Here is a 26301-nt window from a genome sequence, read left to right on the forward strand (position 1 = left end):
GCAGTTCATTGGAGTCCCGCTTCGATGAAATTGAGATATTTAGCACTGTTTGTCGGCCTAAGCCTTTGGATGACCATGCGGGTGAGCGGATCCCCCGTCCAGGCCGCACTGGGCGAATCGGACGATTCAATTACATCGGATGAAAAGGCCCTCTCGGCCGTGCGGGGCGCTCCGGCGGTCCGCAATGGCTATACGGTTCATGAGATTCGCTCCGATTCGACCGCGGTTCGTGAATATGTTTCGCCAACCGGCATCGTATTCGGTATCGCCTGGAACGGACGGGTTCATCCCGATCTTACGCCGCTTCTGGGCTCCTATGCCGGAGAATATCATGAAGCCCTGAGACGCTCCCCGCGCGAGCCGGGCCGCCGACCTTATTACGCGATTAAAACGGACCGGGTCGTTGTGGAAAAATGGGGCCACATGCGAAACTTTCAGGGACGCGCCTATGCACCGGCCTTAATTCCTCCCGGCGTGAGCATCGATGAGATCAAATAAAGTTCTCTTCCCATTTCTGATTCTTTTCCTTGTGGCAGACTGCGGGGGCGGATCCAGGTCCTCTTCGGGAAGCAGCCCGAGCCTTACCGTTACGGGTGACAACGCGCTGTCCCTCACCGTGAACGGCTCGAACTGCTCGAGCAACCCGTACATTAACGAGCCCTGCGTCAGCGTCACGGTTTGCAGCCCCGACAATTCGGCCTGCCAGACGATTAAGGGCATCCTTTTGGATACCGGAGACATCGGGCTTCGATTGTTCAAACAGGTCCTGAAGGTTCCCCTGACCCCGGTCACAAACGGCACCGATACGATCGCGGAATGCGTCCAGTATGCCGACGGCTCGTTGAACTGGGGACCTGTTGAAACGGCCAACGTCATTCTTGGAAACGAGGCCACGGTTCAGCCGATCCCGATTCAGGTGATCGACTCGAATTTCGCGGCCGGACAGACTGTCTGTCAGAACCCAAACCGAGATCCGGGCTCCAGCGGATTCAACGGCAGCCTGGGGGTCGGCTTCTATCTACAAGACTGCGGTTCGGCATGCGCGAGCAGTACAGGTCTTGGGCAATATTACTCCTGCGGATCGGGTTGCGTTGAAACCACGGTGGCCGTTAACAACCAGGTCCAGAACCCCGTGGCCCTTCTGCCGCACGATAACAACGGCGTCGTCGTAGAGCTTCCGAGTCTTCCATCGAGCGGGGCCTTTTCCGCCAATGGCGCCCTCGTGCTCGGGATCGGAACCCAGCCCAACAATACACCCTCTGGAGTGAATACGTACGACGTCGACCAATTCGGGGATTTTACGACGCTGTTCAACGGCTTCCATTACGGTGGTTTCATCGACAGCGGTTCAAATGGCCTGTTTTTCACCCCCTCCCCCCCCAGCCTTCTTCCAATCTGTCATTCGGACTGGTACTGTCCTTCGTCCACCAAAACCTTTACCGCCACCAACATCGGGGCCTCCGGCTCGCCGAGCGGGTCGGTTTCATTTAATATTGCCAACTTCGACAGCCTGCTAAATTCCTCCAATAATGTGTCCGCTGATATTGGAGGACCGGTCGGACCGACCCCGGATTTATTCGACTGGGGGCTTCCGTTCTTCTTCGGGCGTAAGGTTTATATCGGAGTTGAAAACCGGATTTCCGGCCTCGGCACCGGCCCCTACTGGGCCTACTAAGATCGGAAAAGGATCAATGGGGGGCATCGGAAGACCGGTTTCATGTTTGGCCGCACGGGCCCCCACAGATAATCGTCGCGACGCAGGCCCCAATTAAAAGTAATTTTCAGCGAGCAAGACGAGCGAGAGGGGGAGGCTCCATCCGCCTTAGGCGGATGGAGGGGGCGACGCAAGCCCCTATAATAGAAACGCACGCGGGCCCTGACGATCCGTCAGAGCCCGCGGGAGGAAGGTATGGATGAGGCGCGCGTTTAGAAATTCCGATGGCCGTGGACGGGCTGACCGGTGGTCGGATCCAGAAACAGCGGTTTCGCCGTTTGACCGCTTTCGAAATCGAACATGTTGAACAAGGAGCCGGCTTTCTCGTCGAGCGAGCCGTTTCCGATCCGGCCGGTCTGCCAGTTGTCCTCGATAAAGCGGAGGACCGAGGTTTGATCGGTGATCGTGTGGTCGACGAAGTTCGGCTTTGCGAACGGCGAGACCACAAGCAGCGGCTGGCGCGGGCCGTAGCCGCAACGATCCGGATAGCCGCCCGACACGACATTCTCGTTCGTTCCGCAGTCCGTCCCTCGCAACGCGTCGTGCGCGCTGTCGTCGGATTGATTTACGATCGGGCTCATCTGATGGTCGTACCAGCCGTCCGAGTCGTCATAGAGGATGATGACCGCGGTGTCGTCCCAGTACTCGGTCTTCTCAAGCCGGTTGATCGTGCCCACGATGAACTGCTGCTCGTCGAGTGGATCCGAGTAGCCGGCATGACCGTCCTGGTAGGCGGCCGCTTTCAGAAAACTGACCGCGGGCATGTTATGCGCGTCGACCGCGTCCCAGAAGTCCGTCAGGTCGTACTGATGGTTCGCCTGATCGGTCCTTCCGATCTTGTAAACCGAGGTCGGCGGCAGATGCTGCAGATTCGCCGTCGATGCGTAGTATTGGAAAGGCTCGTGGTGCGGGATGTAGTCCTTGCTGGTCTGGTTGCCGACATTGGTGTGCGACGCGTTGCAGTCGGCGAAACCTCCCTCGAACCAGCCCCACGTGATCCCCTTCGCATTCAACAGATCGCCGACGTTCCTGTTGTTCGGATCGGTCGAGGTCGTGTTGTCGCGGTTGTCGCAGATGTCGCCGGTCGGTTGCGGATCGCCGATCACGGTGTTGTTCGCGGTGACCGCGCTGCTCGTGGTGGCGTAGCCGTGCGTCTGACCCGAGACCAGGTTGAGCGCCCCCGGCGTGGAGGGCCCGAACCCGGTGTCGTAGGAGTTGTCGCTCATCGCGAAATTTTGGGCGTAGTTCCAAAGCGCGGTCACGGAATTGCCGTCATAATAGCCCATGACCAGCCCTTTCCCGTAGCCATAGTCGACGCAGGTGCCGGCGCCGCGCCCGACCGTCTCGACGAATTTGTCCATCAGGCCGTTGTCGAACGCCTTCTGCTCGTCCGTGTAGCCGTGATCCTGATCGCAGGTCTCGGCCTGGTCGTGCGAAAGGCGAAAGGGCTGCACCGAGTTCGGGTTGTTCGGCGCGAGCAGCGATTCATTCAGCCCGTTCACGGTCGGCGTTCCGGCCTTGGGCGTAAAAGTCGACCCATCCGTGTTCGCCGCGTTGGGGTAGGTGGCGAAGTAATGATCGAAGGAAACATTTTCCTGGAAGATGACCACCACGTGTTTGATGGGGGTGGTGGTTCCGGATTCGTGGCGGCCGGTGTCAGCCTGGACGGCTTCGCAGAGACCGACCGCCGCCAAAAGCGCCAAGCCCAGCTTGGCCCATTTCATGAGTGAATGTCGTTTCATGGCCTTGACCTCCTCGGTTGAGACGTTGATTCGACCACTTTAACGAACGATTGTTAATTCTCCCTCAAGAATTCGTTAATGGGACATCAATTTTAACCCCGGCCTCCTTCGGCGGACCATCGAAGAACCGTTGATTAAAATGGACCATCCGTGTATCCTACCGGATACTAACTTTTTCCCGGAGAAAAACCGGAAATGGACGAGAAAATCGGCGTTTTATTAATGGCCTATGGGGCGGCCGGATCACTGGATGAGATCGAGCCCTACTTGTATGACATTCGCGGCGGACGGCCCACCAGCCCGCAATTGGTGGAGGTGGTGAAACACCGCTATCAACTCATGGGGGGAAGATCCCCTCTCCTGGAGATCACGATGCAGCAGGCGGCCGCGTTGGAGAAGAGGCTCAACCAGGGTCAGACCCGATTCAAAACCTATATCGGGATGCGCCACTGGCATCCTTATATTAAGGATTCCGTGGCGGTGATGGCAGCCGACGGAATTCGGGAGATGGTCGCGCTCTGCCTGACGCCCTACTATTCGAATTTGAGCGTGGGGGCGTACTATCAGAAATTAGATGAGGCCGTGTCCGCCTTGAGCGGAGCGACCGGCGGGCGGTTTAACATCCGACGGATCGAAAGTTGGAACGATCATCCCAGGCTGATCGAGGCGATCGCCGAAAAGATCGGGCGAGCCCTGGAGCGATTTCCGGCGGATATTCGGGAAAAAGTCCCGGTCCTTTTTTCGGCCCACAGCCTGCCGGAGCGAATATTGGCCGAGAAGGATCCCTATCCGCAGGAGCTCCATGAAACGATCGGGCTGGTGATGAAAAAGATCGGCCCGTACGCGTGGCGATTCGCTTATCAGAGCAAGGGCCGAACGCCGGAGCCTTGGCTCGGCCCGGACGCGGCGGATGTCATCAACGAGCTTCACGCGCAGGGCCATCGTCATCTCTTGATGGCCCCGATCGGGTTCATCTCGGATCACATGGAAACGCTCTACGACGTGGATGTGATGTACCGCGAACAATGTCGATCGAAGGGAATCCAATTGGAGCGGGCCGAATCGCTCAACGCCTCGCCGGCCTTCATCGAAACCCTCGCGGCCGTCGTCCTGGAGAATCTTTAGCGACAAGGTTGCGGTTGATGTTTGTCACCCAGCCCTTCGGCTCCGGCGGCTTTTGTTTGACCCGGCTACGGTTCGGCCGCTCAATTTTCCGAAGAGGCTTTGCGGAAAATTGACCCGAACGGGCCGCGTCCTTCACCAAGCCGGGAGCCCAAACAAAAGCCGAGTCGCCGTCCGGGCTTGGTGCCAAACACCAACCGCCGACCCGAGCTGCCGCCGAACAGACCCGCTTATGGTAATGTAACAATGTCATCCACGCAAAAAAAAGTCATCATCATCGGCGGCGGGATCACCGGCCTGGCCGCGGCCTATTCCCTCCAGGAACTGTCGCGCAAAAATCGGGCGCCGATTTCCTTCACCCTCATCGAAGGCCAGCCCCGACTGGGCGGAAAGATCCTGACCGACACCGAAGACGGTTTTGTGATCGAGGGCGGACCGGATTCCTTTATTTCCCAGAAACCCTGGGCGCTGGAACTCTGCCGTCAACTCGGACTGGCCGACCGTCTGGAGGGGACCAATCGCGACCAGACCGCCACGTATATCCTTCATAACGGCCGGCTCGTGAACATGCCGGAAGGGGTCATGCTCCTGGTCCCGACCCGCATCGGGCCATTTTTATCGACCCCGCTCTTCTCCCCGCTCGGAAAATTACGGATGGGGCTGGACTGGATCATTCCCCGGAAAAAAAACCGTGAAGACGAAAGTCTGGCCGGCTTCGTCCGGCGACGGCTGGGACGGGAAGCGGTGGAACGGCTGGCCGAGCCGCTTCTGGCCGGAATTTACGCCGGAGACGCCGAGCAAATGAGTCTGGCCGCCACGTTCCCGCAATTCCTTGAGCTGGAGGAAAAATACGGAAGCCTGATCCGCGGCATGCTTGCCCGACGCCGCGAGCGGGCCAAGCCCGCACCGTCCGGCAAGGAACCGCCGCCCACGATGTTCATGACGCTCAAAGGGGGTCTCGCGGAACTGGTCGAGGCCATCGTTTCAAAATTGGATCGGGAGACCTTGACGATCGGGAAGGAAGCGGAGCGGATCCATTGGAAGTCCGGCCTTTCGACCTATCAGGTGCGATTGAAAGACGGTACGGCGCTGACGGCGGATGCCGTGATTTCGACCTCCCCGGCCTACGTAACGGCCGACCTCCTTTCCGAAACGGATGCCACATTGGTCCGGACGCTCCGCGAAATCCCATACGTCTCGACGGCCACCGTCTCATTCGCCTATCGCAAAGACTCATTTCGGCACCCCCTGAACGGCTTCGGCTTCGTCGCGCCCCGGCGCGAGGGGCGAAGCATCATGGCCTGCACCTGGACCTCCTCCAAATTTCCGCACCGCGCGCCGGCCGATCGGGTTTTGCTCCGAAGCTTCGTGGGAGGGGCCGGGAGGGAAAACATCGTGAGCCTTCCCGAGATGGAGTTGGCGGACCGTGTGCGGGAGGATCTTCGCGAAATCATGGGCGTCACGGAGGAACCGATACTAAGCCGTATCTACCGATGGGATAAGGCCAACCCCCAATATCCGGTCGGCCACCTTGATCGCCTGGCCGAGATCGACGACCGCCTGACCCGATACCCGGGCCTGTTTCTCGCCGGCGCGGCCTACCGGGGGGTGGGCGTCCCGGACTGCATCCGCCAGGGAAACGAAGCGGCCGAACGGGCCTTTAAATACCTTACTTTGCCTCCCTCCCCTTAAATTTCCAACCCGTCTGCTACAATAAAAAAGAATCCGACAAAGGCTCGACGTGGGCCCCAATGGATGAGTCCCCCAGCCAACAACGTGAGCGAGAGGGGGAGGCTGAAAATTCCCCGCCGGGGGGATTTTCCCTATTTTCCATTTTCAATTTACATCCTTTGCGGGGAATTTTGGTAAATCGAGAATAGTAAATTGTAAATGTAAAAACCAGGGAACCTGAAAGATTGGACGGAGGGGGCGACGCAAGCCCCTATGATAATAAATAAAGGAGGGCGATTATGGCCGGCTGGATCCTACTGGGTATCGTCGTTTTCATGTTTTTATGGATGGTTATCCTATTCAACGGATTGGTGTCGCTTCGAAACCAGGTCCAGAACGCCTGGAAGCAGATCGATGTCCAGCTCAAGAGAAGGCATGACCTCATCCCGAATCTGGTCTCCACCGTAAAGGGGGCGATGGAATTTGAACAGGACACCCTTGAAAAGGTGATCTCCGCCCGGGCGAAGGCCGTCTCGGCCACCGGCTTACAAGATAAGGCCGCGTCCGAAAACATGCTGACCCAGGCCCTCGGAAAACTATTTGCCGTAATGGAAAACTATCCCCAGCTCAAATCGAACGAAAACATCATGCAGTTGCAGGAGGAGTTGACCTCCACCGAGAACCGAATCGGCTTCGCACGGCAGTTTTACAACGACCTGGTCGCATCCTACCGGACCAAACAACAGGTCTTTCCGAACAACTTCTTCGTCAACATGTTCGGAGGGTTCAACCCGGAGGAATATTTCGGGGCGGAGCAGGCCGACCGCGTCGTGCCCACGGCCGATCTGAGCCTTCGGACGCGCTAGACCTTGCCGTTCACATTCATCGAGATCGAGGAGCAGAAGACCCGGAGGATCTGGATCTTTTTTGTCGTCCTCCTTCTTCTTTACTTCGCCGTACTGGCGACGCTCGCCCTCGCGGCGGCCCCGAAGGTCTTTATACCGTATCACGCCCTGCTCAACCCGCGCATGCTCCTTCTCATTTTTGCGGCCTCGCTAGCGGCGGCCTCGATTCACTTTTGTTTTTCAACCATCGGGGTGTCGGAATTTATCCGGAACAATCTCGGCGCGCTCGAACCCGATCCAAAGGACGGAATACATAAACAACTGTTGAATATCCTGCAGGAGATCCAGGTCGTCACCGGAAACCGGAGAACGATCCAGTGCCGTGTGCTTCCCACGCTCGCGATGAACGCCCTCGCCGCGGTGGACCTGCGGGGAAATGCCACGATCGCGATCACCGAAGGCCTGCTCTCGAGACTCACGCGGCCGCAGCTGGAGGCGGTCATGGCCCATGAGGCCTATCACATCCTTTCGGGCGATTGCCTGGAGACGACGGTGGCCGCGAGCCTGTTCGGACTGCCGTCCTCCGCGTTTGAAAAGGCCTCGAGAACCATGACCACGTCGACCCGCCTGTCGCCCTTGTTGTTCCTGGCCTGGGGGCTGCTGAAACTCAGCCAGATCTTCAACATGCTCATCTCCCGGGAACGCGAGTATCGGGCCGACGCCGGAGCGGTTCACATGACCCGCAACCCCCTGGCCCTGGCCGAGGTCCTTCAATTATTGTCGCGGAACTGGAGAGGAACCGGATTCATCGGCAACGGCCTTGAGATGCTTTGCATCGTGAATCCCGTCCCAAAGGACCTGGACGAAGCGGAGGGCCGATGGGCCGACCTGATGTCCACCCATCCTCCGATTCAAAAACGAATCGCTGTCCTCCTGAAGATGGCCCATGCGACTCTATCCGATCGGATGGCGAAAGCCGCGCCCGCCGGCCCGACGGACGCAACGAAACCCTCCGAAGCGCTCTTCCATGCCTTGGATCCTCAGCACCAGTGGCAGGGGCCCTATACCCTGGCGGAGCTTTGCGCGCTTCCCTGGATTTCCCCGCTCACCTGGATCAACGACGGAGGGCCGGCGATCGATCGGGCCTGGAAAATGCCGCAGATCGACCCGGCGATCTTCGCGAAACGCCTGGCCGAGCAGGCGTGCCCGGTCAGCCGGTTCTCCTGCCCCTCCTGCCGTCAGCCGTTGATCGAAATCCCCTATGAAAGAACGCAAATCGACCAATGCCACTTCTGCGGCGGCGCGCTGGTCGAAAACGACCGGATCCCGAGGATCCTCGCGCGGACCGACGGCCCGTCGACCGACAGGATCAAGTCGCTGTCCAAAGCGTTGATTCAGGAAAGCGAGTTTCGAGGAATCGGACCGCATTTGGAAAAGAGCACCGGAAAAGCGATCCCGCTGCGCAATTGTCCGAAATGCAGCCATCCGATGATGAGGACGTTTTTCACACTCGCCTACCCGGTCCAGATCGACCGGTGCAGCTCGTGCGGCGTGACGTGGTTCGATCCGGACGAGCTCGAGATGCTCCAGTGCATGATCGCCAACCGGATGGCCGCGGGGCCGATGCTTTCCATCCAGAAGACCGACCTCACCGAGAATATCTCAACGAGCTAACACACTGGAATCCCGGAAACGAGAAGACCCGCCCTTGCTTACATCAGCTGAGCCTGTCAAGGCGCAATCGCGATCGTCGTGTCGCCGCACAATGTATTGTTCGTTTCATCCAACTCGACCACGGCTTTGCCGTTATCGGCCATCCCACAGACATAGTAATCTCCCGGCGGGGTCGTGGAGGGAACAGTCAAAGTGTTTGAAGCCGTGTTGCCACTGCCGGCCCCCAAAGGACCCACGGATCGGGTCAGGGTAAATGCAACATCATCTCCGTCTCCAAAATTCGTGTTGGCCGACAGATGGAACGCAATGGTAAAAATTCCGGTTGAAACCGTTCCCTGGTTTTCCACCGTGTTCGTGACCGAAAGCGTCCCCCCCGCATTGACCGTCGTGACATCCGGCGCCACGTCGGTCATGAGCAGATCCGGACGGGTCACCCGGATCGTGGAGGCGGAACAGCGCGTGTTGTTGGTGTCATCCGATTCGTTCACCGTATTTCCGCTGTCGACCTTCGCACAGATATAATAATCCCCAAGAGGCGTATTGGAAGGCACGCTCAGCTCGATGGAGGATGTGCCGCCCGCTCCGGCTCCCAGGGAGCTCACAGATCGCGTCGCTCCAAATGAAATGTCGTCGGAATCCCCATAGGTCCCGTTGGTTGAAAGGCGATAGGAAATCCTGAAGCTTTCCGCCAAGGATTCACCCTGGTTCCACTCCGTATCGGTCACCGACACCGTGTCCCCCGGATTGACCTTTTGCGAAGTAAAGGCCACGTTCGTGATGATCAGATCCGGCGGACCCGTCACCTGAATATTCGCAAAACTACTTAAACTCATCCGATAAATAATCCCCGGCTCTCCGTTTCCAAGCTCTCCCGCCGAGATGAGAACATCGATCAATCCATCGCCGTTGAGATCCCCAAGGTTGGCCCCGGCGGTTCCAAAGTAATGAACGTTGTCGACGAACGGATTGTCGATTCCGGAAAGGACGGTGGCGTCGTACCCGGAGAAGATCAGGACTCGTCCGGCGCAGGCCTGATGGTTGACGATGGCTCCCGATTCCCCGGCCATAAAATCCGGATGGCCGTCACCGTTTAGGTCCCCCATCTTGGCCATCCAGCCGGATCCCGTCAAAGAACCGCCGAGGCGACCCCCGGGGACATCCCCGTCAAATCGCAACGGGCCGAAACCATCAGGACGTTGAAGGGGTGATCCGGTGGCCCCGTCATAGAGATAGATGGATCCCGCAGAGGGAATTCCGTTTGGAGATGCGGTATAGGCCGCAATCGCAAGGTCGGGCTTCCCGTCCCCGTTGATGTCTCCCACCGCCTCGATCGCGCCACAGCACCCCCCGAAATGATCTCCCGCGTTCCCGCCGTCCAGACGATAGAGGAGCGGGAAATTGCCATTTATATCCTTTTGTCCCGAGAAGACAAAGGCGCTGCCCGCCCCATCCTTGCTATCGGGACTGGCGCTTGGAGCCCCCACGATAAAATCGGGCACACCATCCCCGTTAAGATCCCCGGCCCCTGAAACCGACATCCCGAAATCCCCGCTACCGTCCGGACTGTCAATGCGCTTGATTCGTGTTCCGTCCTTTCCCGAATAAAGGACAACGTAGTTTCCGATGTTCGCGCCGACCATCAGGTCGGGAATTCCGTCTTCGTTGATATCCCCGACGGACTCGACGGACACTCCAAAGCCGTCGTTTTTTTCATCAGCGGGGAACGTCAACCCGGACATGGCCGAGCCGTTCGATCCGGAATAGGCCTGGGCCGCGCCCACCGTATTATCTCCGATGAGCAGGTCGGGGATCCCATCCCCATCGAGGTCTCCCGCGTCCACCGCGTAGCCCCATCCGGTTCCATTAATATGGAAAATCGGAGACCCATCCTTGCCCGAATAAACATAAGCGGCTCCATCTCCGTTTCCATCTACCTGACTAACAATAAAGTCCGATATCCCGTCCTGTCTCGGGTTATTGATATTCCCCAGATGGTCGCTGATTTTTTTGACGAAATATCCAAAACCGTTTTCCTGATTTGGCCCCTGTGAAGACACGAAGGAAGATTTAACCTGAATGGTTCGGGTGAAGAGGCATCCTGTGTTGTTGGCCTTATCTGACTCGGCCACTTTGAATTTATAATCGGCCATCGCACACAAAAGGTAGCTCCCGGCGGGAGTTTTGGAAGGAACGGTGAGTTTGGTCGAGTCGGCGCTGCTTTCTCCCGTATTTAACGAGGTCACCGATCGGGTGGCGGAAAAGGCGATGTCATCTCCATCGCCGAACACAGCGTTCGTGGAAAGGTGGAACCCGATGGCGAAGGAGCCCGCCGAGGCGCTTCCTTGGTTTTTAACAGTGTTTGACACGGTGAAATTTTCACCGGGTGCGATGGCCGTGACGGTGCTCGATAGGGCCGAAAGGACCAAGTCCGCACTCGGGGATGATGAGGGTGGGTTCACGGCCGTCGATCCTCCCCCACCCCCGCTGTTTCCGCCACAGGCGGAGAAAGCCATCAGGGAGAAAAAAAGAATCCCCCGGACTGCCTGTTTTTCCATGTATTTGTTCATGAAAGCGATCCAATGCATTGATTAGGAACACAACAGCCCTCATCCGGGGATTCGCTCGGAAGAGGGCTATCAGAATGGGTCCATTCCCCCAATGGCCGCGGATGGCACGTCTGTCCTCTCACGGAGGCGCATGGAACAGTTCTATCTTCGGAGATTTCATGAAATGACATCACCCCCGGGATCGGTGTCCAGCCTCGAAAAAATCCTCTATGACGAATGAGGGAGGTAAACGGTCTGCAAGATTATAGTATTATGGTATACAAAATGTCAACTACACGAAAGTGGCTTTTGGGTATGTTTTTTTCATTCCAAACGGGGGTCTGTCCATTGTCGCTGAAGGAGGAGTTACCGGCCGGGATATTTTGGAAGGAGCGGGCCACCGATGGCGAGCCATTGGAGGCTTAGGCCGACTTTGTACCGAGATGCCGCATGAACCAATCCGCCGCCAGGCGGGCCACTTCCTCCAGGGCGCCCGGCTCTTCAAAGAGATGGGTCGCGCCCGGAACGATGACCAAATCTTTCTCCGTCTTGAGGCGATCATAGGCGTGTTGATTCAGTTTGACGACCGCATCGTCATGGCCCCCGACGATCAGCAGGGTCGGCGCCTTCACGCGATAAAGGACCGGTCCGGCCAGATCGGGACGCCCTCCCCTCGACACGACCGCCCGGATCGTCGGGCCCAGGACGGCCGCCGCCTCGAGCGCGGCCGCAGCCCCCGTGCTGGCCCCGAAATAGCCGATCTTGAGCTTCATCGTTTCCGGCCGGGCGGTCAGCCATTTTGTGGCGGCCGTCAAACGATCCGTAAGCAGATGAATATCGAAACGGGTTTTGTAAACGGAATCCTCCTCCTCCGTGAGAAGATCAAACAACAGCGTTCCGATTCCGGCTTGACGAAGCACCGCCGCGACATAATTGTTCCGCGGGCTGTGCCGGCTGCTGCCGCTCCCGTGGGCGAACAACACAAGCCCCGGCGCCCCGGAAGGGATTGCAAGCACGCCCTGCAGGGTCACGGAGTCCACTCGAATCCGCACAGGATGCTCTGACATGTCCTTGGCCATCCCTGACTTCCTTTTATATCAATATGGGCCCGCCTATGCCAATCTACTCATTGCACCGGGTTTATGTTATCATTGATTGTGTTTGAGATGCAAAGACGAATCGTAAAGCGGCGTTCTGCAAGGGAGATGATCCTCATGACGGATCGTTGGGTTTTCGAAGCAAGCGAACAGGATTTTGAGAAGCAGGTGCTTGAACGATCAAGGACCACGCCGGTTCTGGTCGATTTCTGGGCCTCCTGGTGCGGACCTTGTCGGGTGCTCGGACCGTTGTTGGAAAAAGCGGTCGAAGAGCGCCATGGGGAGATTCTCCTGGCCAAGGTCAACAGCGATGAAAATCCAAATCTCGCCCTTCGATACGGCATTCAAAGCATCCCAACCGTGCTGGCCTTCATCGACGGCAAGCTCGCCAACGGATTCATGGGGGCCTTGCCCCAGCAGGCGATCCGGGAGTTTGTCGAGGAAATGCTCCCCAAAGAGACGGATAAACTGGCCCGGGAGGCGGGGGAACTTGAACTCAAACAGCGATGGGACGAAGCCCTGGAGCGTTTTCGGGAGGCCCTTCGGTTGGACCCGAATCACCCGGTCTCCCTCATCGGCCAAATGGGTGTACTCGTCCGTCTTGAGCGATGGCCGGAGGCGGAGGAGGCCTATCAAAAAATGCCGGGACACCTCCAGATGAACGATGAGATCCGGATGCTGAAAACCCGTCTGGACCTCGGCCGCGCGCAGGCCGGAGGTCTGACGATTCCGGAGCTTCAGAGAAAACTTCAGGCCGACCCGGACGATCTCGAAGCCCGGGATCGACTGGCTTCCCTTTATGCCGCGAAGGAACAGTATCGTGAAGCCCTCGAGGAATGGCTGGCGATCGTGAAACGGGATCGGCGCTTCAAGGACGACGGCGCGCGCAAAAGGATGCTCCAGATTTTCGAACTGATCGATCCCCGCAGTCCCCTGGCCGAGGAATTCCGCGAGAAACTGGCCCGGGCCATTTTTTAGTGAACCCGCCTGAACTCTTCCCCCGCGCTTGAAATCCGCCCGGAACTACCAATCTAAAACAACCGGTCCCGGCCCGTCCCCGGAATCTGAATAAGGGCTGTCTATCCAACTCTTAGGAGGCATACTTCCTGTTTTTTCCCCTCATTTAGGGGGATTGAATTCCGACGGTTCATTCGGTAAATTGATCACTCATCGTATCTGAAGTTGGGAGATTTCGGTCATCACGCCAGCAATCAGGAGAGAGTCCAATGCAAAACACACCCGAAAAGTCAACTTATCTAAGTCTTAATTTGAACGAGAAGGTCGAATTGGGAAAAAAGGTTGTCCGGGAGGCGATCGACCGGTTCGGCCTGGATCGGGTCGTCGTCGCCTGGACCGGCGGCAAGGATAGCACCGTGATGCTCTGGCTGATCCGGGAGGTCTGCCGCGAGCGCAACTGCCGTGTTCCGGACCTCATGTTCATCAACGAAGGCTGCGTTTTTGACGAGGTCATGTCCTTCAAGGACCGGATGGAGCGGGAGTGGTCGCTGAAGATTCATGAAGTAAAGAACGACGACGTGATGCGGCTGGTCCGGAAGCCGGGCGACGTGGTCCGCGTCGCGGACTTAAGTCCGCGAAACCGGGAGGAGATCAAGAAACTGAACTTTGTCGAAGAGAGCTTTGTCTGGGAGCCGGAGTCCTACGTCGGCAACCATCTCATGAAAACGGTGGCCATGAATCTTTTCATCGAGTCCAACCGGATCGCGGCCGTCTACACGGGCGTTCGATGGGACGAGCAGTCTGCACGGGCCAACGAAACCTATTTCAGCCCAAGGATCGGCCCGGATCACAGTCGGATCCACCCGATCCTCCACTTCCGGGAGCGGGATATCTGGGACCTGATCCACGGCCACAAAATTCCGGTGAATCCCCTCTATGCGTTGGGCTTCCGCTCGCTCGGGACGAAGGACACGACCACCCGATCGAGCGATCTTCCGGCCTGGGAGCAGGACTTGGAGAATACCACCGAGCGGGGAGGCCGACGGCAGGACAAGGAAGGAATCATGGAACGCCTCCGCGAGTTGGGGTACATGTAAACAAGGTTGTTTATGAATAATCTGGTCTACCTGATCATCGACAGCGCCCGTTACGATTCCTTTGAGTCGGCCGCAACCCCGACCATGCGGAATCTGGGCCGGCTGGAGCGGCGATACAGCTATGCGGGGTGGACCTCCCCGTCCCATTTCGTCTATCTGATGGGGATGACGCCGCACGTCAGTCCGGTGGGGGTGTTTGCCTCGGAGGTCTACAAAAAGGATTATCTGAAGTGGGGAGACCGGCTGGGAATTTCAAACCTTGCCATGCGGGATTTCGTTCCGGGCTTCTGGCTTCCCCAGTTTTTAAAATCCAAAGGGTATAAAACCCATGCCCGGGTTTCGATGCCGATCATCAACCCGATGACCGTCCTGAATGCCTCGTTCGACTCCTACCGGCTGATGGACCGGTACAACGAATTCGAGTCGATGATCGACGACGTGTCGTTTGATGCGGGTCCCGGATTTTACCTGTTGAACCTGGGCGAAGCGCATTATCCCTACGGCATTCCCCCCGGGGAGATGCCGCCCCTTCACGGGGAGGCGGGTATCTTCAAACGATCCGGTGAAGATGTTTTTGGACACCGGCCGGACACGCCCGACCTGACGGGTTACTATTTCGAGAAGAAACATCTGGACCTCTTCCGCGCCCGGCAGATCGCGGCCATCGAAGAAGTGGACCGTCTGATGGAGCGACTCTTCAAGAAATGTCCTCCGGGAACTCATATCATCATTACCTCCGACCACGGGGAGCTGTTCGGCGAGGACGGCTATTTCGGACACGGGCCGATCATGCACCCGAAGGTTTTCGAGGTCCCCTTTATCGAGGGAAAAATATAGTCGGCTTGGGAAGAACGGCGATGAATATCAATGCTCTCAAAGTTACTTTTATCGTGATAGGCGTGGTTTCGCTCGCTTTCATGACTCAGGGTTGCGGGAAAAATGGCGGTTCTTCTCCATCCTCACTCGTCAGCGGCACCGTCGGCACCCCACCCGTCACCCCTCCGCCTCCCGGGCCCACAATCTCCGGAACGGCCGCAACGGGGGCACCCATACCCGATGCAGTGGTGACGATCAAGGATCCAAGCGGGCAATCGAAGACAGGAACAACCGACGACAACGGCAAATACAGCATCGATGTCACCGGAATGACTCCCCCGTTTCTGTTGAAGGTCGATCCGGCCTCCGGAGCATCCCTCTTCAGTTTTGGATTGCAACAAACGGGGAATGTGAATATTCATCCCTATACGAATTTGATGATCGGCATATGGTACAAGCTCAAAGGACTTGATGTTGAGGACGCCTTTGCGACGATGGGAAGCACCACCCCGGTTCCATCCGCGATCGAGGTTTCGACCCTTTCCAGGATTACAAATCACATTCTTCAGATTTGGATTACGAAACAAGGTCTGGCTCCCAAATCGTTTGATTTCATCACCACTCCCTTTGACACGAACGATCCCGGCTTTGATGGCGTCCTCAAGCTCACTCAGATCGATCCGAACACCGATACGGTGACGATTTATCAGGATTCGAATACAAACCAAATATCCACTCTATCTTGGGATCCGTCAACCAGCGCTGTTTCCGTCACCACCGATTCCGTCACGGCCACCACGGCCGGTCAGGTGCATAATAGCACAAGAACCTCTTTTGTGATTCCCACTACGGCCTCGCTTCAAACGGCATTAAACGGAGTGAACGTCGCTCTTTCGAATGTTGTGGCCACCGCTAATTCTTCAAATAATCTCATCGATCTCGCGGCTAATCTTGCTGAATATTTTGATGACGGCTATATGCAGGATGGGTTCGGAAATGACGTCGGAGCGGCTTCGCTTGCGACACTTCTGCAAGGTGTGGCGGCCAATCTCAAATCCTTTTCGGTCTACCGGATCGTTTCATTCGATGGTAATAGCAATGTCATTCAGGTTGTACCCATTTTCTCATGGACCCAAAACGGGGACACCCTGCTGCGGATGGTAAATAAAGGCGGTGGCGGCCTTTACTTCAAGTTGCACAACGGCTCCTGGCTCATTTACGGAAATCAACAGAGCGCAAGCGTCGGCGCACAAGGGATAACGGTTAATACCATGTCGGGGGATTTGACCGATGGAGTCACCCAGAATTTTCAGGTGCAGGTCACTGCGCCGACGGGAACTCTAGCCGATGTCAAGGCAACTGTGGGCGCCACCGATTATCAGCTGACACAATGGTCGACCGTACTCGTGGATTCGATAACTTCTGTCCCAAAAGATGTATTTACGAACGTTCCTGTTCTTACCCAAATTCCTCCCCTCGGGACTTCTACGGCATTTACTCTCACTACTACCGCTGCAGGCCCACTACTGTTCTACAACGATACCCTCGATGCGACAACGACGGAGCCGATCCAGATTACGAACCTGGGAGGGCATACCCTGGACGACGCGCACCTTGACAACCTATTGACGGTCGAATGGACCCTTCCGATCTCCTTTCCGATTGGACATGTGGAGCTAACCGGATTGGTAACGGCGGATGGGTCTTCCTGTAAAGTATACAGCCAGGTCCTCGGAGCATCCGCCACCAGTGGGACGATCACCCTCCCTGCGACTTGCGGGGGCTACCCTGTCGTTTCAAATGGAACATCTTCCGGACCAGATCCGGCAGTGATCCAAGTCACTGTTTGGGGTGTGAACGACGAACAGACACAGGTCCAATATCATTTCAGGTAAGAGTTTCTACTCAGGGGATCCAGTACCAAACTTCCACCATGAAGAAGCGGTAGAGAAGCCGGGATAGGACCACCCCCACCGGCTTCCATCCGGTTTCAATCTTGGCATAACCCGTCATTTCCGGCTTGAGCAGCAGGTCCGGATTGGAAATATCGGTCATTACCCGTACCACATTGCCACTTGATTGAGTCTCAGCCACCGGGGCAATCAGTGACACCGAACCCATGAATACATTGCTGGGATAAGCCCAAGTTTTCACTTTAACCTTGGCCCCCACAGAAACCTCGCCCACATCTCCCTCGGGGACCTGTACCTCGGCCTGAATCGTTTTTGCGTCCTGAATCACGGCAAAGAGGTTCCCTTCTTTGAGGTCCTGCCCGATCTTGTTCGAGAGATAAGGAGTCACGACCTGACCGCCCACCGGACTCAAAATCTTTGTCAGCTGCACGTTCTGTTTGTAGAATTCGACTTCCGTTTGGAGACGTCGCACGTCCGCCTCCAAGGCATCGATCTCTTCCGGTCGGAAACTCGCGATCACCAATTTAAGCTCCGCCTTGGCCACATCAAGTTGCTCCCGATCCACGTCCTGGATCTTGGCGGCATTATCATAATCCTCCTCTGAAACGACCCCCTGTTCGTAGAGGCCTTTGAGGCGATTGGCTTCCTTTGTATCGTATTCAAGCTTGACCCGGGCCCTTTCCACCTGCTGCTTTGCCTTGTCGACCTGTTCGGGTTTCGCACCGCTCTTCACGAGGGCCAACTTGGCCTTCTTTTCGTCCAGGCTGGCCTGCGCGGTATCAAGGTCTTTCTGATGCGCGCGCGTCGATTGAAGGGCCATCGGCTGGTCTTTGTTTACCCATTGGCCTTCTGTCACGTAGACCTGTTGAATTTCTCCGGAAACAAGCGCGCGAACCTCGGTCTGGGTCGGCGGAAGAAACCGGAACGATCCTCCCGTATCGTAAGGATAAGGGACAAAGAGAAGACCAATCAGCCCACCCCAGATCAGATATTTCAAAAACCGGCGGGGTCCTAGCCGACCGGTTTTTTCCTTTATCCACTGCATCGCGCGGGAGGACCCCAGTCGTTGCTTGACCGGCCTCTGATACATCACTAAGATCCATCCCATAAAAACAAGCGCTCCGGTTCCATTGTACTGTCCTGTCAGGTATCCACCGGCAAAATAGACAATCATACCAGCCACCGTGATTAGGTAAACGATCAGGAGAAGACCGTAAGACCGAAAGACCCGCTTCTCTCGACGCGTGAGGGGCTCGGGTGCGGGCCGGAATGAAACCCAAGCCGTGGCGGTAGCAATGGCCCGTTCGCGCAGATTCGCGACGGAAAGCCATGAATTAAGCAGGAAATACCCGGGCCGTTGGGCCAGGGGATTTATATTGATCAGGATTCCCAATGAAGTCGTCACGGTCAGATGAAGTAGGAATGTGTGAACCGAGGCCCAATTCACCATCACCTTCCATCCGATGACCGCGAAGGTCCAAGCGATAAGGATATAAAAAACTCCCGCGGACAGGGTCCAAACCCGCTTCCTTTTGTCCCGAAACGTGCGGGAATCGCCCACATCAAAATAGAATTGGGGAATGTGATAGTAGGCGAGACGGATCCCGAATGTCCTGACCTGTCCGCCATAATGCTTGCAGGTTAAGCCCTTCACTAGTTCACTCGGGAGATTTAGAAAAAAGATCCACATCGCGAAGACCGAGACGAAAAGCATGGGATGCGTTATTTGGATCAGTTCGGACAGGAAGGTCCTCCGATTTGCGACAAGAGTGACGATGGCGAAAACCGTGATTCCGAGACATCCGATGACAAATGTTTTGGTGAAACACCAATCAAGATGGGAAACCAGCCAGCCGAGGAACCTATCGGGGTTTCCGAGCTTCCATTTCGTCCACCCCGGGTGTTGAATAAGCGAAGGGAAATCGTTCTGGACATGGGAACCATCCGGACCCACCAGGAATCCTTCTGTGGACAACTGGCGGATAAAGGCCTCCAACTTCTTGAATGACAGGGCTTTTTCAAAGGAGGCTTCAAAACGCCTCTGAATCTCATGAAGGGGGGTCCGTCCGTCCAACTGGCGGAAGAGAAAATTTTCTTCCTCTCCGAATTCGAATATCTTCCCGGAATCCGGATTCTTGACGATATAGCCCGCCGGTTCCCCGTCTGAAATCCTGGGAACAAATTTTAGGTTCGAACGGAGGGTCGGTAAAGCAGGAATCGATGTCACGGTTCGCTCTTCATTCTAATTCGATCAGTGTGGGGTCCCCGCCGTCGGTCGTCCAGTCGGGGACGGCACCAAGTCCTTGAGGGCTATCCCGGCGTCCCGGAGATTCCCCTTCCCGCTGGCTTCTCAGATTCGAAGCAGCTCGAAAAGCCTCCGCAGCCTCCGCATTGGCCCCAAGGGCCCGATAGGTCGCGCCCAGCTTGAAGGACACCCAGGGCTGCTCCGGTTTCAGGCGCAGCGTTTGTTGATAGTGGTCGATGGCCTCGGAAAAAAGTTTCTGTTTGTGATAAACTTCGCCAAGCATAAAATGAGCCCCGGCCAAATCCGGATTGACCTTCAAAGCCGCCTGAAAGGCGTCGATCGCTTCCAGGAAATTACCTTGATGGAAGAGGGCATTCCCAAGCTTCATTTCGCCCATGTCCTGGGAGGTGATCGCTTTTAGTCTTGGCACCCATTCTTTCATGGGGAGTTTCATCGTCTCCGCCATCGTTGGACTCTCAATTTCGACTCTAAATTTAAAGGAACAATTTGTCTATTGTTAACGTTCCTCAACCCACAGTCAAGAAAAATCTCCGCACAATTCTGGGTGGCCCTGGTTCCAACGACGCCGGCGGGAATTTCATGCCGTTTTTTTCAGATTGTATAACCTACAGGATTGTCCGGGATCCAATCAATCCCCACAAACCGGGGGTAATGATTCAGAATCTTTCATCCCCCCTTTGTGGGGATTGAATTAAGCTCAAGGAATATCTTATTATACGGGGTCTTAACATCGAGTTTTGAAAACTTAACTTAAAGAGGCGAATGGCCAACTCCAACGAGATTAAAATACGCGCGAAAAACGAGTGGGTATGCAGAATCTCACGCAGAAGTTCACAATGAAGCCCGGATTCAAAATCATCGTTCTGACTCCTCCCGGTCTTAACGATCCGACGATGGCCATTGCCGCCAGCCGCGCCGGAGAATGGGGTGTTCTCAATCTGGAATACGGCCGGAATCTCCCTTCGGCCCTTGCCGCCGTCTCTCAGCTCGGGCGCCAGGCCCGGAACGAATGCGGAATCAAGATCAGCTCGACGGCGGACGAGTCTTTTGTCCAGGAGGTAACCAACAACCTTCCAGAGCTCATCCGCATCGTGGTCCTGACCTGTTCTAAGGCATCCCTCGAACGGCTGCCGGATGTACTGGAGACCTTTCACCGGGCCCGAAAAACAGTGGTCCTGGAGGTCACAACAGCGGAGCAGGCGGATCTTGGAGTACGGATCGGTGTGGACGGTCTGATCGCCAAGGGTCACGAGGCCGGAGGGCGGGTCGGTGAGGAAACCGCTTTCATTCTGCTTCAGCGGATTTTGAAGCATACTGCACTACCCGTCTGGGTACAGGGGGGTATCGGTCTGCATACGGCCGCGGCCTGTTACGCGGCCGGGGCGGCCGGCGTGGTCCTGGACGCGCAGATGGCCTTGACGCGCGAATCCGGACTGCCCGATTCGACGAAAGCCTTGATCGAGCGGATGGACGGGAGTGAATCCATCTGTCTGGGTGCGGAGATCGGCCTGACCTTCAGGATTTATAATCGCGCCGGACTCCCGGTGGTGGATGAACTTCGCAAGACAGCGCAGTCGCTGATCGAATTCGCGGACACCAAAAAGAAAATCGAGGGTCTCTGGCATGCGGCCATCGAAAGCCGGATCGGCTGGGAGTCTGCGGAACGGCAGATCATGCCCCTGGGACAGGACGCGGCCTTTGCCGCGACCCTCGCCAAAACCTATGGAACCGTCGGCGGCATCCTCCAGGCCATTCGGGATTCGGTGAATGCCCATGTCCGGACCGCCCGTAAACTTCGCCCCCTGGATGAAGGGGCACCCTTGGCGCAGGCTCACAAAACCCGGTATCCGATTGTTCAGGGACCGATGACCCGGGTCAGCGACACGGCGGAATTCGCCGCACGGGTCGCGGAGGGAGGGGCGCTCCCGTTTTTGGCTTTGGCATTGCTTCGCGCCAAGGAAGTGGAGGCGCTTCTGGAGGAGACCCGACGATCCTTGGGGGATCGGTCCTGGGGCGTCGGCATCCTGGGTTTTGTTCCGCTTGATCTGCGTCAGGAACAACTCGAGGCGATCCGGAAGGTTCGTCCCCCCTTCGCGTTGATCGCCGGCGGCCGTCCGGATCAGGCCCTTGTCCTGGAAGAGCAGGGCATCCCGACCTATCTGCATGTCCCGTCGCCGGGCCTCCTGAAGATGTTTCTGGAAAACGGCGCCCGCCGCTTTGTCTTTGAGGGGCGGGAGTGCGGAGGGCACGTCGGACCGCGCACCAGTTTCGTTCTGTGGAACCTGATGATCGACGTGCTGCTCGAGTCTTCGTCCCCGAAGGATCTGGCGGACTGCCACATCCTCTTCGCCGGCGGGATCCACGATGCCCTGTCGGCCTCGATGGTCGCGACGATGGCCGCCCCTCTTGCGGAACGAGGAGTCCGGATCGGTGCGCTCCTTGGAACGGCCTATCTTTTCACGGAGGAGGCCGTGGCCGCCAAGGCTATCGTCCCCGGCTTTCAGAAAGAGGCGGCCCGGTGCGACCATACCGTCCTGTTGGAAAGCGGACCCGGCCACGCGATCCGATGCGTGGACAATCCCTATGCGGATTTCTTCAATCGCGAAAAAAAACGGCTGTTCAAAGAAGGCCGCTCCCCCGAGCAAGTCCGCGAAGCCCTCGAGGAGTTGAATCTCGGCCGCTTGCGAATCGCATCCAAAGGCTTCGTACGCAATGACCGGTACGGGAAAGACCCGGATGCCCCGAAGCTCAGTCTCCTTGGGGAGGAGGAGCAGCGGGCACAGGGAATGTACATGATCGGTCAGGTGGCGGCTTTCCGGGACGGGATCGGCTCGATCGGCGAGCTGCATTATGATGTCGCGGTCCGGGGCTCCGAGCGACTGCGGGATTTGGCCGAGTCCGGGGAATCTTCGATCGTCCGGCGATCCTTCGACCGTCCGAGCGACATCGCCATTGTCGGAATGGGCTGTCTTCTGCCCGGCGCTCAAGAGCTGAGGACTTTTTGGGAAAACATCGTCAATAAAGTGAACGGCATCACCGAGGTTCCAAAAGACCGATGGGACTGGAGGCTGTACTATCATTCCGATCAAAAGGCTCGGGACAAAGTTTCTTCCCGGTGGGGCGGTTTTCTCGGGGATATTCCCTTCGATCCGATGCGCTACGGGATGCCCCCCAGCAGCCTGGATTCGATCGAACCGCTGCAGCTACTCACGCTCGAGGTCGTCCGCCAGGCGCTGACGGACGCCGGTTACGGGGTCCCGTCCGTGGGTCTGGCCGGCCGCCCCTTCCACCGGGAGCGCGCGTCGGTGATCCTGGGCGTGGGCGGCGGCATCGCGGATCTGGGCCAGCAGTATGCCATCCGATCCGCGCTCCCGATGCTCTTCGAAAATCCGTCGCCGGATATCTGGAATCGTCTGCCGGAATGGACGGAGGATTCGTTTGCCGGGATCCTGCCCAACGTGGCCGCGGGGAGGGTCGCCAACCGTTTTGATCTGGGAGGGGTGAACTACACCGTGGACGCGGCCTGCGCCTCATCGCTGGCGGCGCTCTACATGGCGGTCCGCGAGCTGGAGAGCGGGAGCAGCGACATGGTGATCGTGGGCGGGGCGGACACCATCCAGAATCCCTTCGCCTTTCTCTGTTTCTCCAAGACCCATGCGCTCTCGCCGAGGGGAAGATGCCGCACCTTTGATGAAACGGCGGACGGAATCGCCATCAGCGAAGGACTGGCCGTGCTGGTCGTCAAACGGCTGGAGGATGCCGAGCGGGACGGGGACCGGATCTACGCCGTGATCAAGTCGGTGGCCGGTTCAAGCGACGGTCGGGACAAGGGCTTGACGGCTCCCCGGCCGGAGGGACAGATCCGGGCGCTGGAACGGGCCTACGCCAAGGCGGGGTTTTCCCCGGCGACGGTGGAGTTGATCGAGGCCCATGGAACCGGAACCGTGGCGGGGGATCAGGCCGAGGCGGAGTCGCTGATCCGCTTGCTCTCCTCCGCAGGGACCCCCCAACAAAACTGCGCGATCGGCTCGGTCAAATCCATGATCGGCCACACCAAATCCACCGCGGGGATCGTGGGCATCCTCAAGGCGGCCCTTTCGCTTCACTTCGGCGTTTTGCCTCCAACGATCGGCGTGGAAAAACCAAATTCCAAGGTGGGATTCCGGCAGAGTCCGATCTACATCAACGCCGAGTCCAGACCTTGGATCGGCCATCCGGAACATCCCCGTCGGGCGGGAGTCAGCTCCTTCGGATTCGGCGGGACGAACTTCCACGCCGTCTTGGAAGAATACGACGGGGCCTCGGCGAATTCCGCCGCGCCCGCCGCGTTGCGGAACTGGCCGGCGGAGCTCTTTGTATGGGGCGGAGAGTCTACGCGGGCCTTGCTGGCCGCCCTGGAGCCCGTCGAGCGTGCCCTGGCGCGTCGTGAAAAACCGGCCCTCCCCGACCTGGCCGACGCCGTCTATCGGGGAGCGCGAAAAATGAAAGCGGGATCCGATCGCTACCGCCTGGCGGTGGTTGCGACCTCGAGGGAGGACCTCGAGCAGAAGCTAAAGGCCGCCCGGACGATATTGAGCCGGTCGACCCCCGAACCCGTTTCGGACCCGCGCGGGATTTATTTTTCCGAGGCGCGACGGGAAGGGAAGATCGCCTTCCTCTTCTCGGGACAGGGGTCGCAATATCCAGACATGCTCAAGGACCTGGCGATCCATTTTCCGGAGGCCCGGAAACGGTTTGAACAGGCCGACCGGGTCCTGTCCGATCGTTATCCCCGTCGTTTGAGCTCGTACGTGTTCCCTCCTCCCCGCTTCTTCCCGGAGGAGGAGAAGGCCAGCCAGCAGGCGCTCACCCAGACCAACGTAGCCCAGCCCGCGATCGGCGCCGCGGACATGGCCCTTTTCGCACTGATGAAAGAATTCGGGATCGCGCCGGATATGACGGCCGGGCACAGCTACGGCGAGTACGCGGCCCTCTGCGCGGCCGGCGCCTTCGATGAGGAAACGCTCTACAGGATTTCGGAGGCGCGGGGACGGATTATTCTGGAGGCCGCGGCCGGCCGGGACCTCGGGACGATGGCCGCGGTCGAAGCCGACCGCGAAGCCGTCTCGGAAGCCCTGAAGACGATGGAGGGGATTTTCATGGCCAATCTGAATTCCCCCAAACAGACCATCGTCTCCGGAACGCGTCCCGCGGTCGAAAGGGCAATCGAGGATTTTAAAGCCAAGGGTGTCGGCGCACGGCCGATTCCGGTAGCCTGCGCTTTTCACTCCCCGCTGGTCGCCCCGGCCAAAGAGCCCTTCCGGGCCTTTCTTGAAACGTTGGACTTCAAGCCCCCCCGAATCGAGGTCTTCTCCAATTCGCTTGCGGCGCCCCATACGAAGGACCCCTCCGCAATCGTGGCTAATTTGGCTGAGCACCTCACGCGCCCCGTGGAGTTTGTCCGGGAGATCGAGGCCATGTACGCCGCCGGCGCCCGCACCTTTGTGGAAATCGGCCCGCGCAATGTTCTGACCGCCCTCTGCCAGCAGATCCTGGGAGACAGGCCTCACCGGGCGCTCGCAACGGACAGCCCCGGCCGATCAGGCCTGACTCAGCTGGAACATGTCCTGGCCCAGCTGTTCATCGCGGGGCTTGCGGTGAATCTGGATCCGCTCTTCCGTGGGCGGGCGGTGGCCCGCCTCGATCTGGACGCGCCGGAGATGAAAGCCGTCCCGGAGGTCCTTTCCCCGACCACTTGGCTTGTCAACGGCGGGCGGGCCCGGCCGATGCAGAATGCGACCCACCGAGCGAAAGGAGTTGCGCGGGATTCCATGGCTGATAAATTGAACACAAGACAGGTCGAAATTACAAAGGACGACGGGAAAAAAGAAGACAAACCCCAAACCGTCCGGGCCGCTGACATGAACCCTCCCGAGATACAAAGTCCATCCCGGGCGCCGATCGAAACCTCGGCGCATCAGAATATAAAACCTGCCGAAGATAAGGAATGGGCGATGGACCCACGGGTAGGACCCGACGGGGATGCCTCCCAGGTCATGATTCACTACCAGCGCCTGATGGCGAGGTTTCTGGATACTCAGAAAAATGTGATGCTGGCCTACCTCCGTTCGGCTCCCCCGCCGTCTCCGGGTCAGACGAAAGGAGCGGCCGCCGCCCCGTCTCAGGCCGTAACGGTCAATCCCGCCCCGCGCCGGGTCCAGCCGATGGTCGCGCCCCCGATCGCTCAGCCCGTGGTCCAGGACACGCAGGCCTCCCCAGGCTCCGCGCCGGCGCTTGCCTCACCGCCGCCCTCTCCGTCCGATATTGTTACGGCTCCGGCCAAGCCCGCGGAGTTGGGTCGTGAGGATTTGACGGAGCGGCTGGTTCAGATCGTCAGCGACCGGACGGGGTATCCGCGGGAGATGCTCGATCTGGATTCCAATATCGAGGCGGACCTGGGAATCGATTCGATCAAGCGGGTGGAAATCCTGGGGGCCTTCCAAAGGTCGCTGCCGGCCGAGCGGAGGCTTCCTCCGGGCACGATGGAAAAACTTACCGCGATCAAGACGATGCGCGGGATCATCGACTGGGCGCTGAACGCCTTCGTCGACGCGCGGTCGGTTTCCGTTCCCCCTTCGTCGGCGTCGGAGAAAACGGCGGGCTCCGTGCATCCCGCCGGGCTGGGTCGTGAGGATTTGACGGACCGGCTGGTTCAGATCGTGAGCGACCGGACGGGGTATCCGCGGGAGATGCTCGATCTGGATTCCAATATCGAGGCGGACCTGGGAATCGATTCGATCAAGCGGGTGGAAATCCTGGGGGCCTTCCAAAGGTCGCTGCCGGCCGAGCGGAGGCTTCCTCC

At 58.0% G+C, this 26301-nt stretch carries 16 protein-coding genes; 11 read left to right on the forward strand and 5 right to left on the reverse strand.

Features of this window, described 5'->3' with window-relative positions; genetic code table 11:
- The first annotated feature begins 24 nt into the window (after nucleotides 1–24).
- Entirely contained in the window at nucleotides 25–498 is a 474-nt protein-coding gene (locus VMN77_12770) for a DUF2844 domain-containing protein (GenBank protein HTN44656.1), read from the forward strand.
- Nucleotides 485–1675, forward strand: a complete 1191-nt coding sequence (locus tag VMN77_12775) for a DUF3443 family protein (GenBank protein HTN44657.1) — start codon at nucleotides 485–487, stop codon at nucleotides 1673–1675. The genes VMN77_12770 and VMN77_12775 overlap by 14 nt, the downstream gene beginning before the upstream one ends.
- Before the next feature lie 251 nt (nucleotides 1676–1926).
- Here the strand turns inward: VMN77_12775 and VMN77_12780 are convergent, their stop codons facing one another.
- A complete protein-coding gene (locus tag VMN77_12780; protein ID HTN44658.1) occupies nucleotides 1927–3456 on the reverse strand; it encodes an alkaline phosphatase family protein in 1530 nt (509 codons plus the stop codon).
- A gap of 195 nt (nucleotides 3457–3651) precedes the next feature.
- Here VMN77_12780 and hemH point away from each other — a divergent pair, with 195 nt between their 5' ends.
- The 4 genes from hemH to VMN77_12800 all read left to right on the forward strand — a co-directional run bounded on the left by hemH (nucleotide 3652) and on the right by VMN77_12800 (nucleotide 8768).
- Nucleotides 3652–4581, forward strand: a complete 930-nt coding sequence (gene hemH, locus VMN77_12785; GenBank protein ID HTN44659.1) for a ferrochelatase — start codon at nucleotides 3652–3654, stop codon at nucleotides 4579–4581.
- A 243-nt stretch (nucleotides 4582–4824) separates the two neighbouring features.
- Nucleotides 4825–6270, forward strand: a complete 1446-nt coding sequence (hemG, locus tag VMN77_12790; GenBank protein HTN44660.1) for a protoporphyrinogen oxidase — start codon at nucleotides 4825–4827, stop codon at nucleotides 6268–6270.
- 278 nt (nucleotides 6271–6548) lie between these two features.
- Nucleotides 6549–7115 carry a LemA family protein gene (locus tag VMN77_12795; protein HTN44661.1) on the forward strand — a complete coding sequence of 189 codons (567 nt, stop codon included), beginning with the start codon at nucleotides 6549–6551 and terminating at the stop codon, nucleotides 7113–7115.
- A gap of 3 nt (nucleotides 7116–7118) precedes the next feature.
- Entirely contained in the window at nucleotides 7119–8768 is a 1650-nt protein-coding gene (locus tag VMN77_12800; protein ID HTN44662.1) for a zinc metalloprotease HtpX, read from the forward strand.
- 56 nt (nucleotides 8769–8824) lie between these two features.
- Here the strand turns inward: VMN77_12800 and VMN77_12805 are convergent, their stop codons facing one another.
- The gene (locus VMN77_12805) at nucleotides 8825–11335 is read right to left on the reverse strand and encodes a CARDB domain-containing protein (GenBank protein ID HTN44663.1); all 2511 of its coding nucleotides are present in this window, start codon (nucleotides 11333–11335) and stop codon (nucleotides 8825–8827) included.
- A gap of 401 nt (nucleotides 11336–11736) precedes the next feature.
- The gene (locus VMN77_12810; protein HTN44664.1) at nucleotides 11737–12393 is read right to left on the reverse strand and encodes a dienelactone hydrolase family protein; all 657 of its coding nucleotides are present in this window, start codon (nucleotides 12391–12393) and stop codon (nucleotides 11737–11739) included.
- Between the two features lie 135 nt (nucleotides 12394–12528).
- On the opposite strand from VMN77_12810, the gene trxA reads away from it, so the two are divergent.
- The 4 genes from trxA (at nucleotide 12529) to VMN77_12830 (ending at nucleotide 17176) form a co-directional block, all read left to right on the forward strand.
- Nucleotides 12529–13389: a thioredoxin gene (trxA, locus tag VMN77_12815; GenBank protein ID HTN44665.1), complete on the forward strand. Its 861-nt coding sequence runs from the start codon at nucleotides 12529–12531 to the stop codon at nucleotides 13387–13389.
- Between the two features lie 248 nt (nucleotides 13390–13637).
- Nucleotides 13638–14465, forward strand: a complete 828-nt coding sequence (locus VMN77_12820) for a phosphoadenosine phosphosulfate reductase family protein (protein HTN44666.1) — start codon at nucleotides 13638–13640, stop codon at nucleotides 14463–14465.
- 12 nt (nucleotides 14466–14477) lie between these two features.
- Nucleotides 14478–15302 (forward strand): metalloenzyme, encoded by an 825-nt coding sequence (locus VMN77_12825; protein HTN44667.1) that lies wholly within the window; start codon nucleotides 14478–14480, stop codon nucleotides 15300–15302.
- A gap of 20 nt (nucleotides 15303–15322) precedes the next feature.
- Nucleotides 15323–17176: a carboxypeptidase-like regulatory domain-containing protein gene (locus VMN77_12830; protein ID HTN44668.1), complete on the forward strand. Its 1854-nt coding sequence runs from the start codon at nucleotides 15323–15325 to the stop codon at nucleotides 17174–17176.
- A gap of 10 nt (nucleotides 17177–17186) precedes the next feature.
- Here VMN77_12830 and VMN77_12835 read toward each other — a convergent pair whose 3' ends face one another.
- Together VMN77_12835 and VMN77_12840 are read right to left on the reverse strand one after the other, a co-directional pair.
- On the reverse strand, nucleotides 17187–19421 hold the full coding sequence (locus tag VMN77_12835) for an efflux RND transporter periplasmic adaptor subunit (protein ID HTN44669.1): 2235 nt from the start codon (nucleotides 19419–19421) through the stop codon (nucleotides 17187–17189).
- Nucleotides 19422–19431: 10 nt separating this feature from the next.
- Nucleotides 19432–19881, reverse strand: coding sequence for a tetratricopeptide repeat protein (locus VMN77_12840; protein ID HTN44670.1), 450 nt, complete (start codon nucleotides 19879–19881; stop codon nucleotides 19432–19434).
- Between the two features lie 388 nt (nucleotides 19882–20269).
- Here VMN77_12840 and VMN77_12845 point away from each other — a divergent pair.
- A partial coding sequence (locus tag VMN77_12845) for a beta-ketoacyl synthase N-terminal-like domain-containing protein (protein HTN44671.1) occupies nucleotides 20270–26301 on the forward strand: 6032 nt, incomplete at its 3' end.

Source organism: Nitrospiria bacterium (assembly GCA_035498035.1).
Lineage (GTDB): Bacteria > Nitrospirota > Nitrospiria > JACQBZ01 > JACQBZ01 > JACQBZ01.

Excerpts from the sequence above, each read along its gene's own strand:
- VMN77_12770 (HTN44656.1), top strand. The coding sequence starts at position 25 with ATGAAATTGAGATATTTAGCACTGTTTGTCGGCCTAAGCCTTTGGATG.
- VMN77_12775 (HTN44657.1), top strand. The coding sequence starts at position 485 with ATGAGATCAAATAAAGTTCTCTTCCCATTTCTGATTCTTTTCCTTGTG.
- VMN77_12780 (HTN44658.1), bottom strand. The coding sequence starts at position 3,456 with ATGAAACGACATTCACTCATGAAATGGGCCAAGCTGGGCTTGGCGCTT.
- hemH (HTN44659.1), top strand. The coding sequence starts at position 3,652 with ATGGACGAGAAAATCGGCGTTTTATTAATGGCCTATGGGGCGGCCGGA.
- hemG (HTN44660.1), top strand. The coding sequence starts at position 4,825 with ATGTCATCCACGCAAAAAAAAGTCATCATCATCGGCGGCGGGATCACC.
- VMN77_12795 (HTN44661.1), top strand. The coding sequence starts at position 6,549 with ATGGCCGGCTGGATCCTACTGGGTATCGTCGTTTTCATGTTTTTATGG.
- VMN77_12805 (HTN44663.1), bottom strand. The coding sequence starts at position 11,335 with ATGAACAAATACATGGAAAAACAGGCAGTCCGGGGGATTCTTTTTTTC.
- VMN77_12810 (HTN44664.1), bottom strand. The coding sequence starts at position 12,393 with ATGGCCAAGGACATGTCAGAGCATCCTGTGCGGATTCGAGTGGACTCC.
- trxA (HTN44665.1), top strand. The coding sequence starts at position 12,529 with ATGACGGATCGTTGGGTTTTCGAAGCAAGCGAACAGGATTTTGAGAAG.
- VMN77_12820 (HTN44666.1), top strand. The coding sequence starts at position 13,638 with ATGCAAAACACACCCGAAAAGTCAACTTATCTAAGTCTTAATTTGAAC.
- VMN77_12825 (HTN44667.1), top strand. The coding sequence starts at position 14,478 with ATGAATAATCTGGTCTACCTGATCATCGACAGCGCCCGTTACGATTCC.
- VMN77_12830 (HTN44668.1), top strand. The coding sequence starts at position 15,323 with ATGAATATCAATGCTCTCAAAGTTACTTTTATCGTGATAGGCGTGGTT.
- VMN77_12840 (HTN44670.1), bottom strand. The coding sequence starts at position 19,881 with ATGAAAGAATGGGTGCCAAGACTAAAAGCGATCACCTCCCAGGACATG.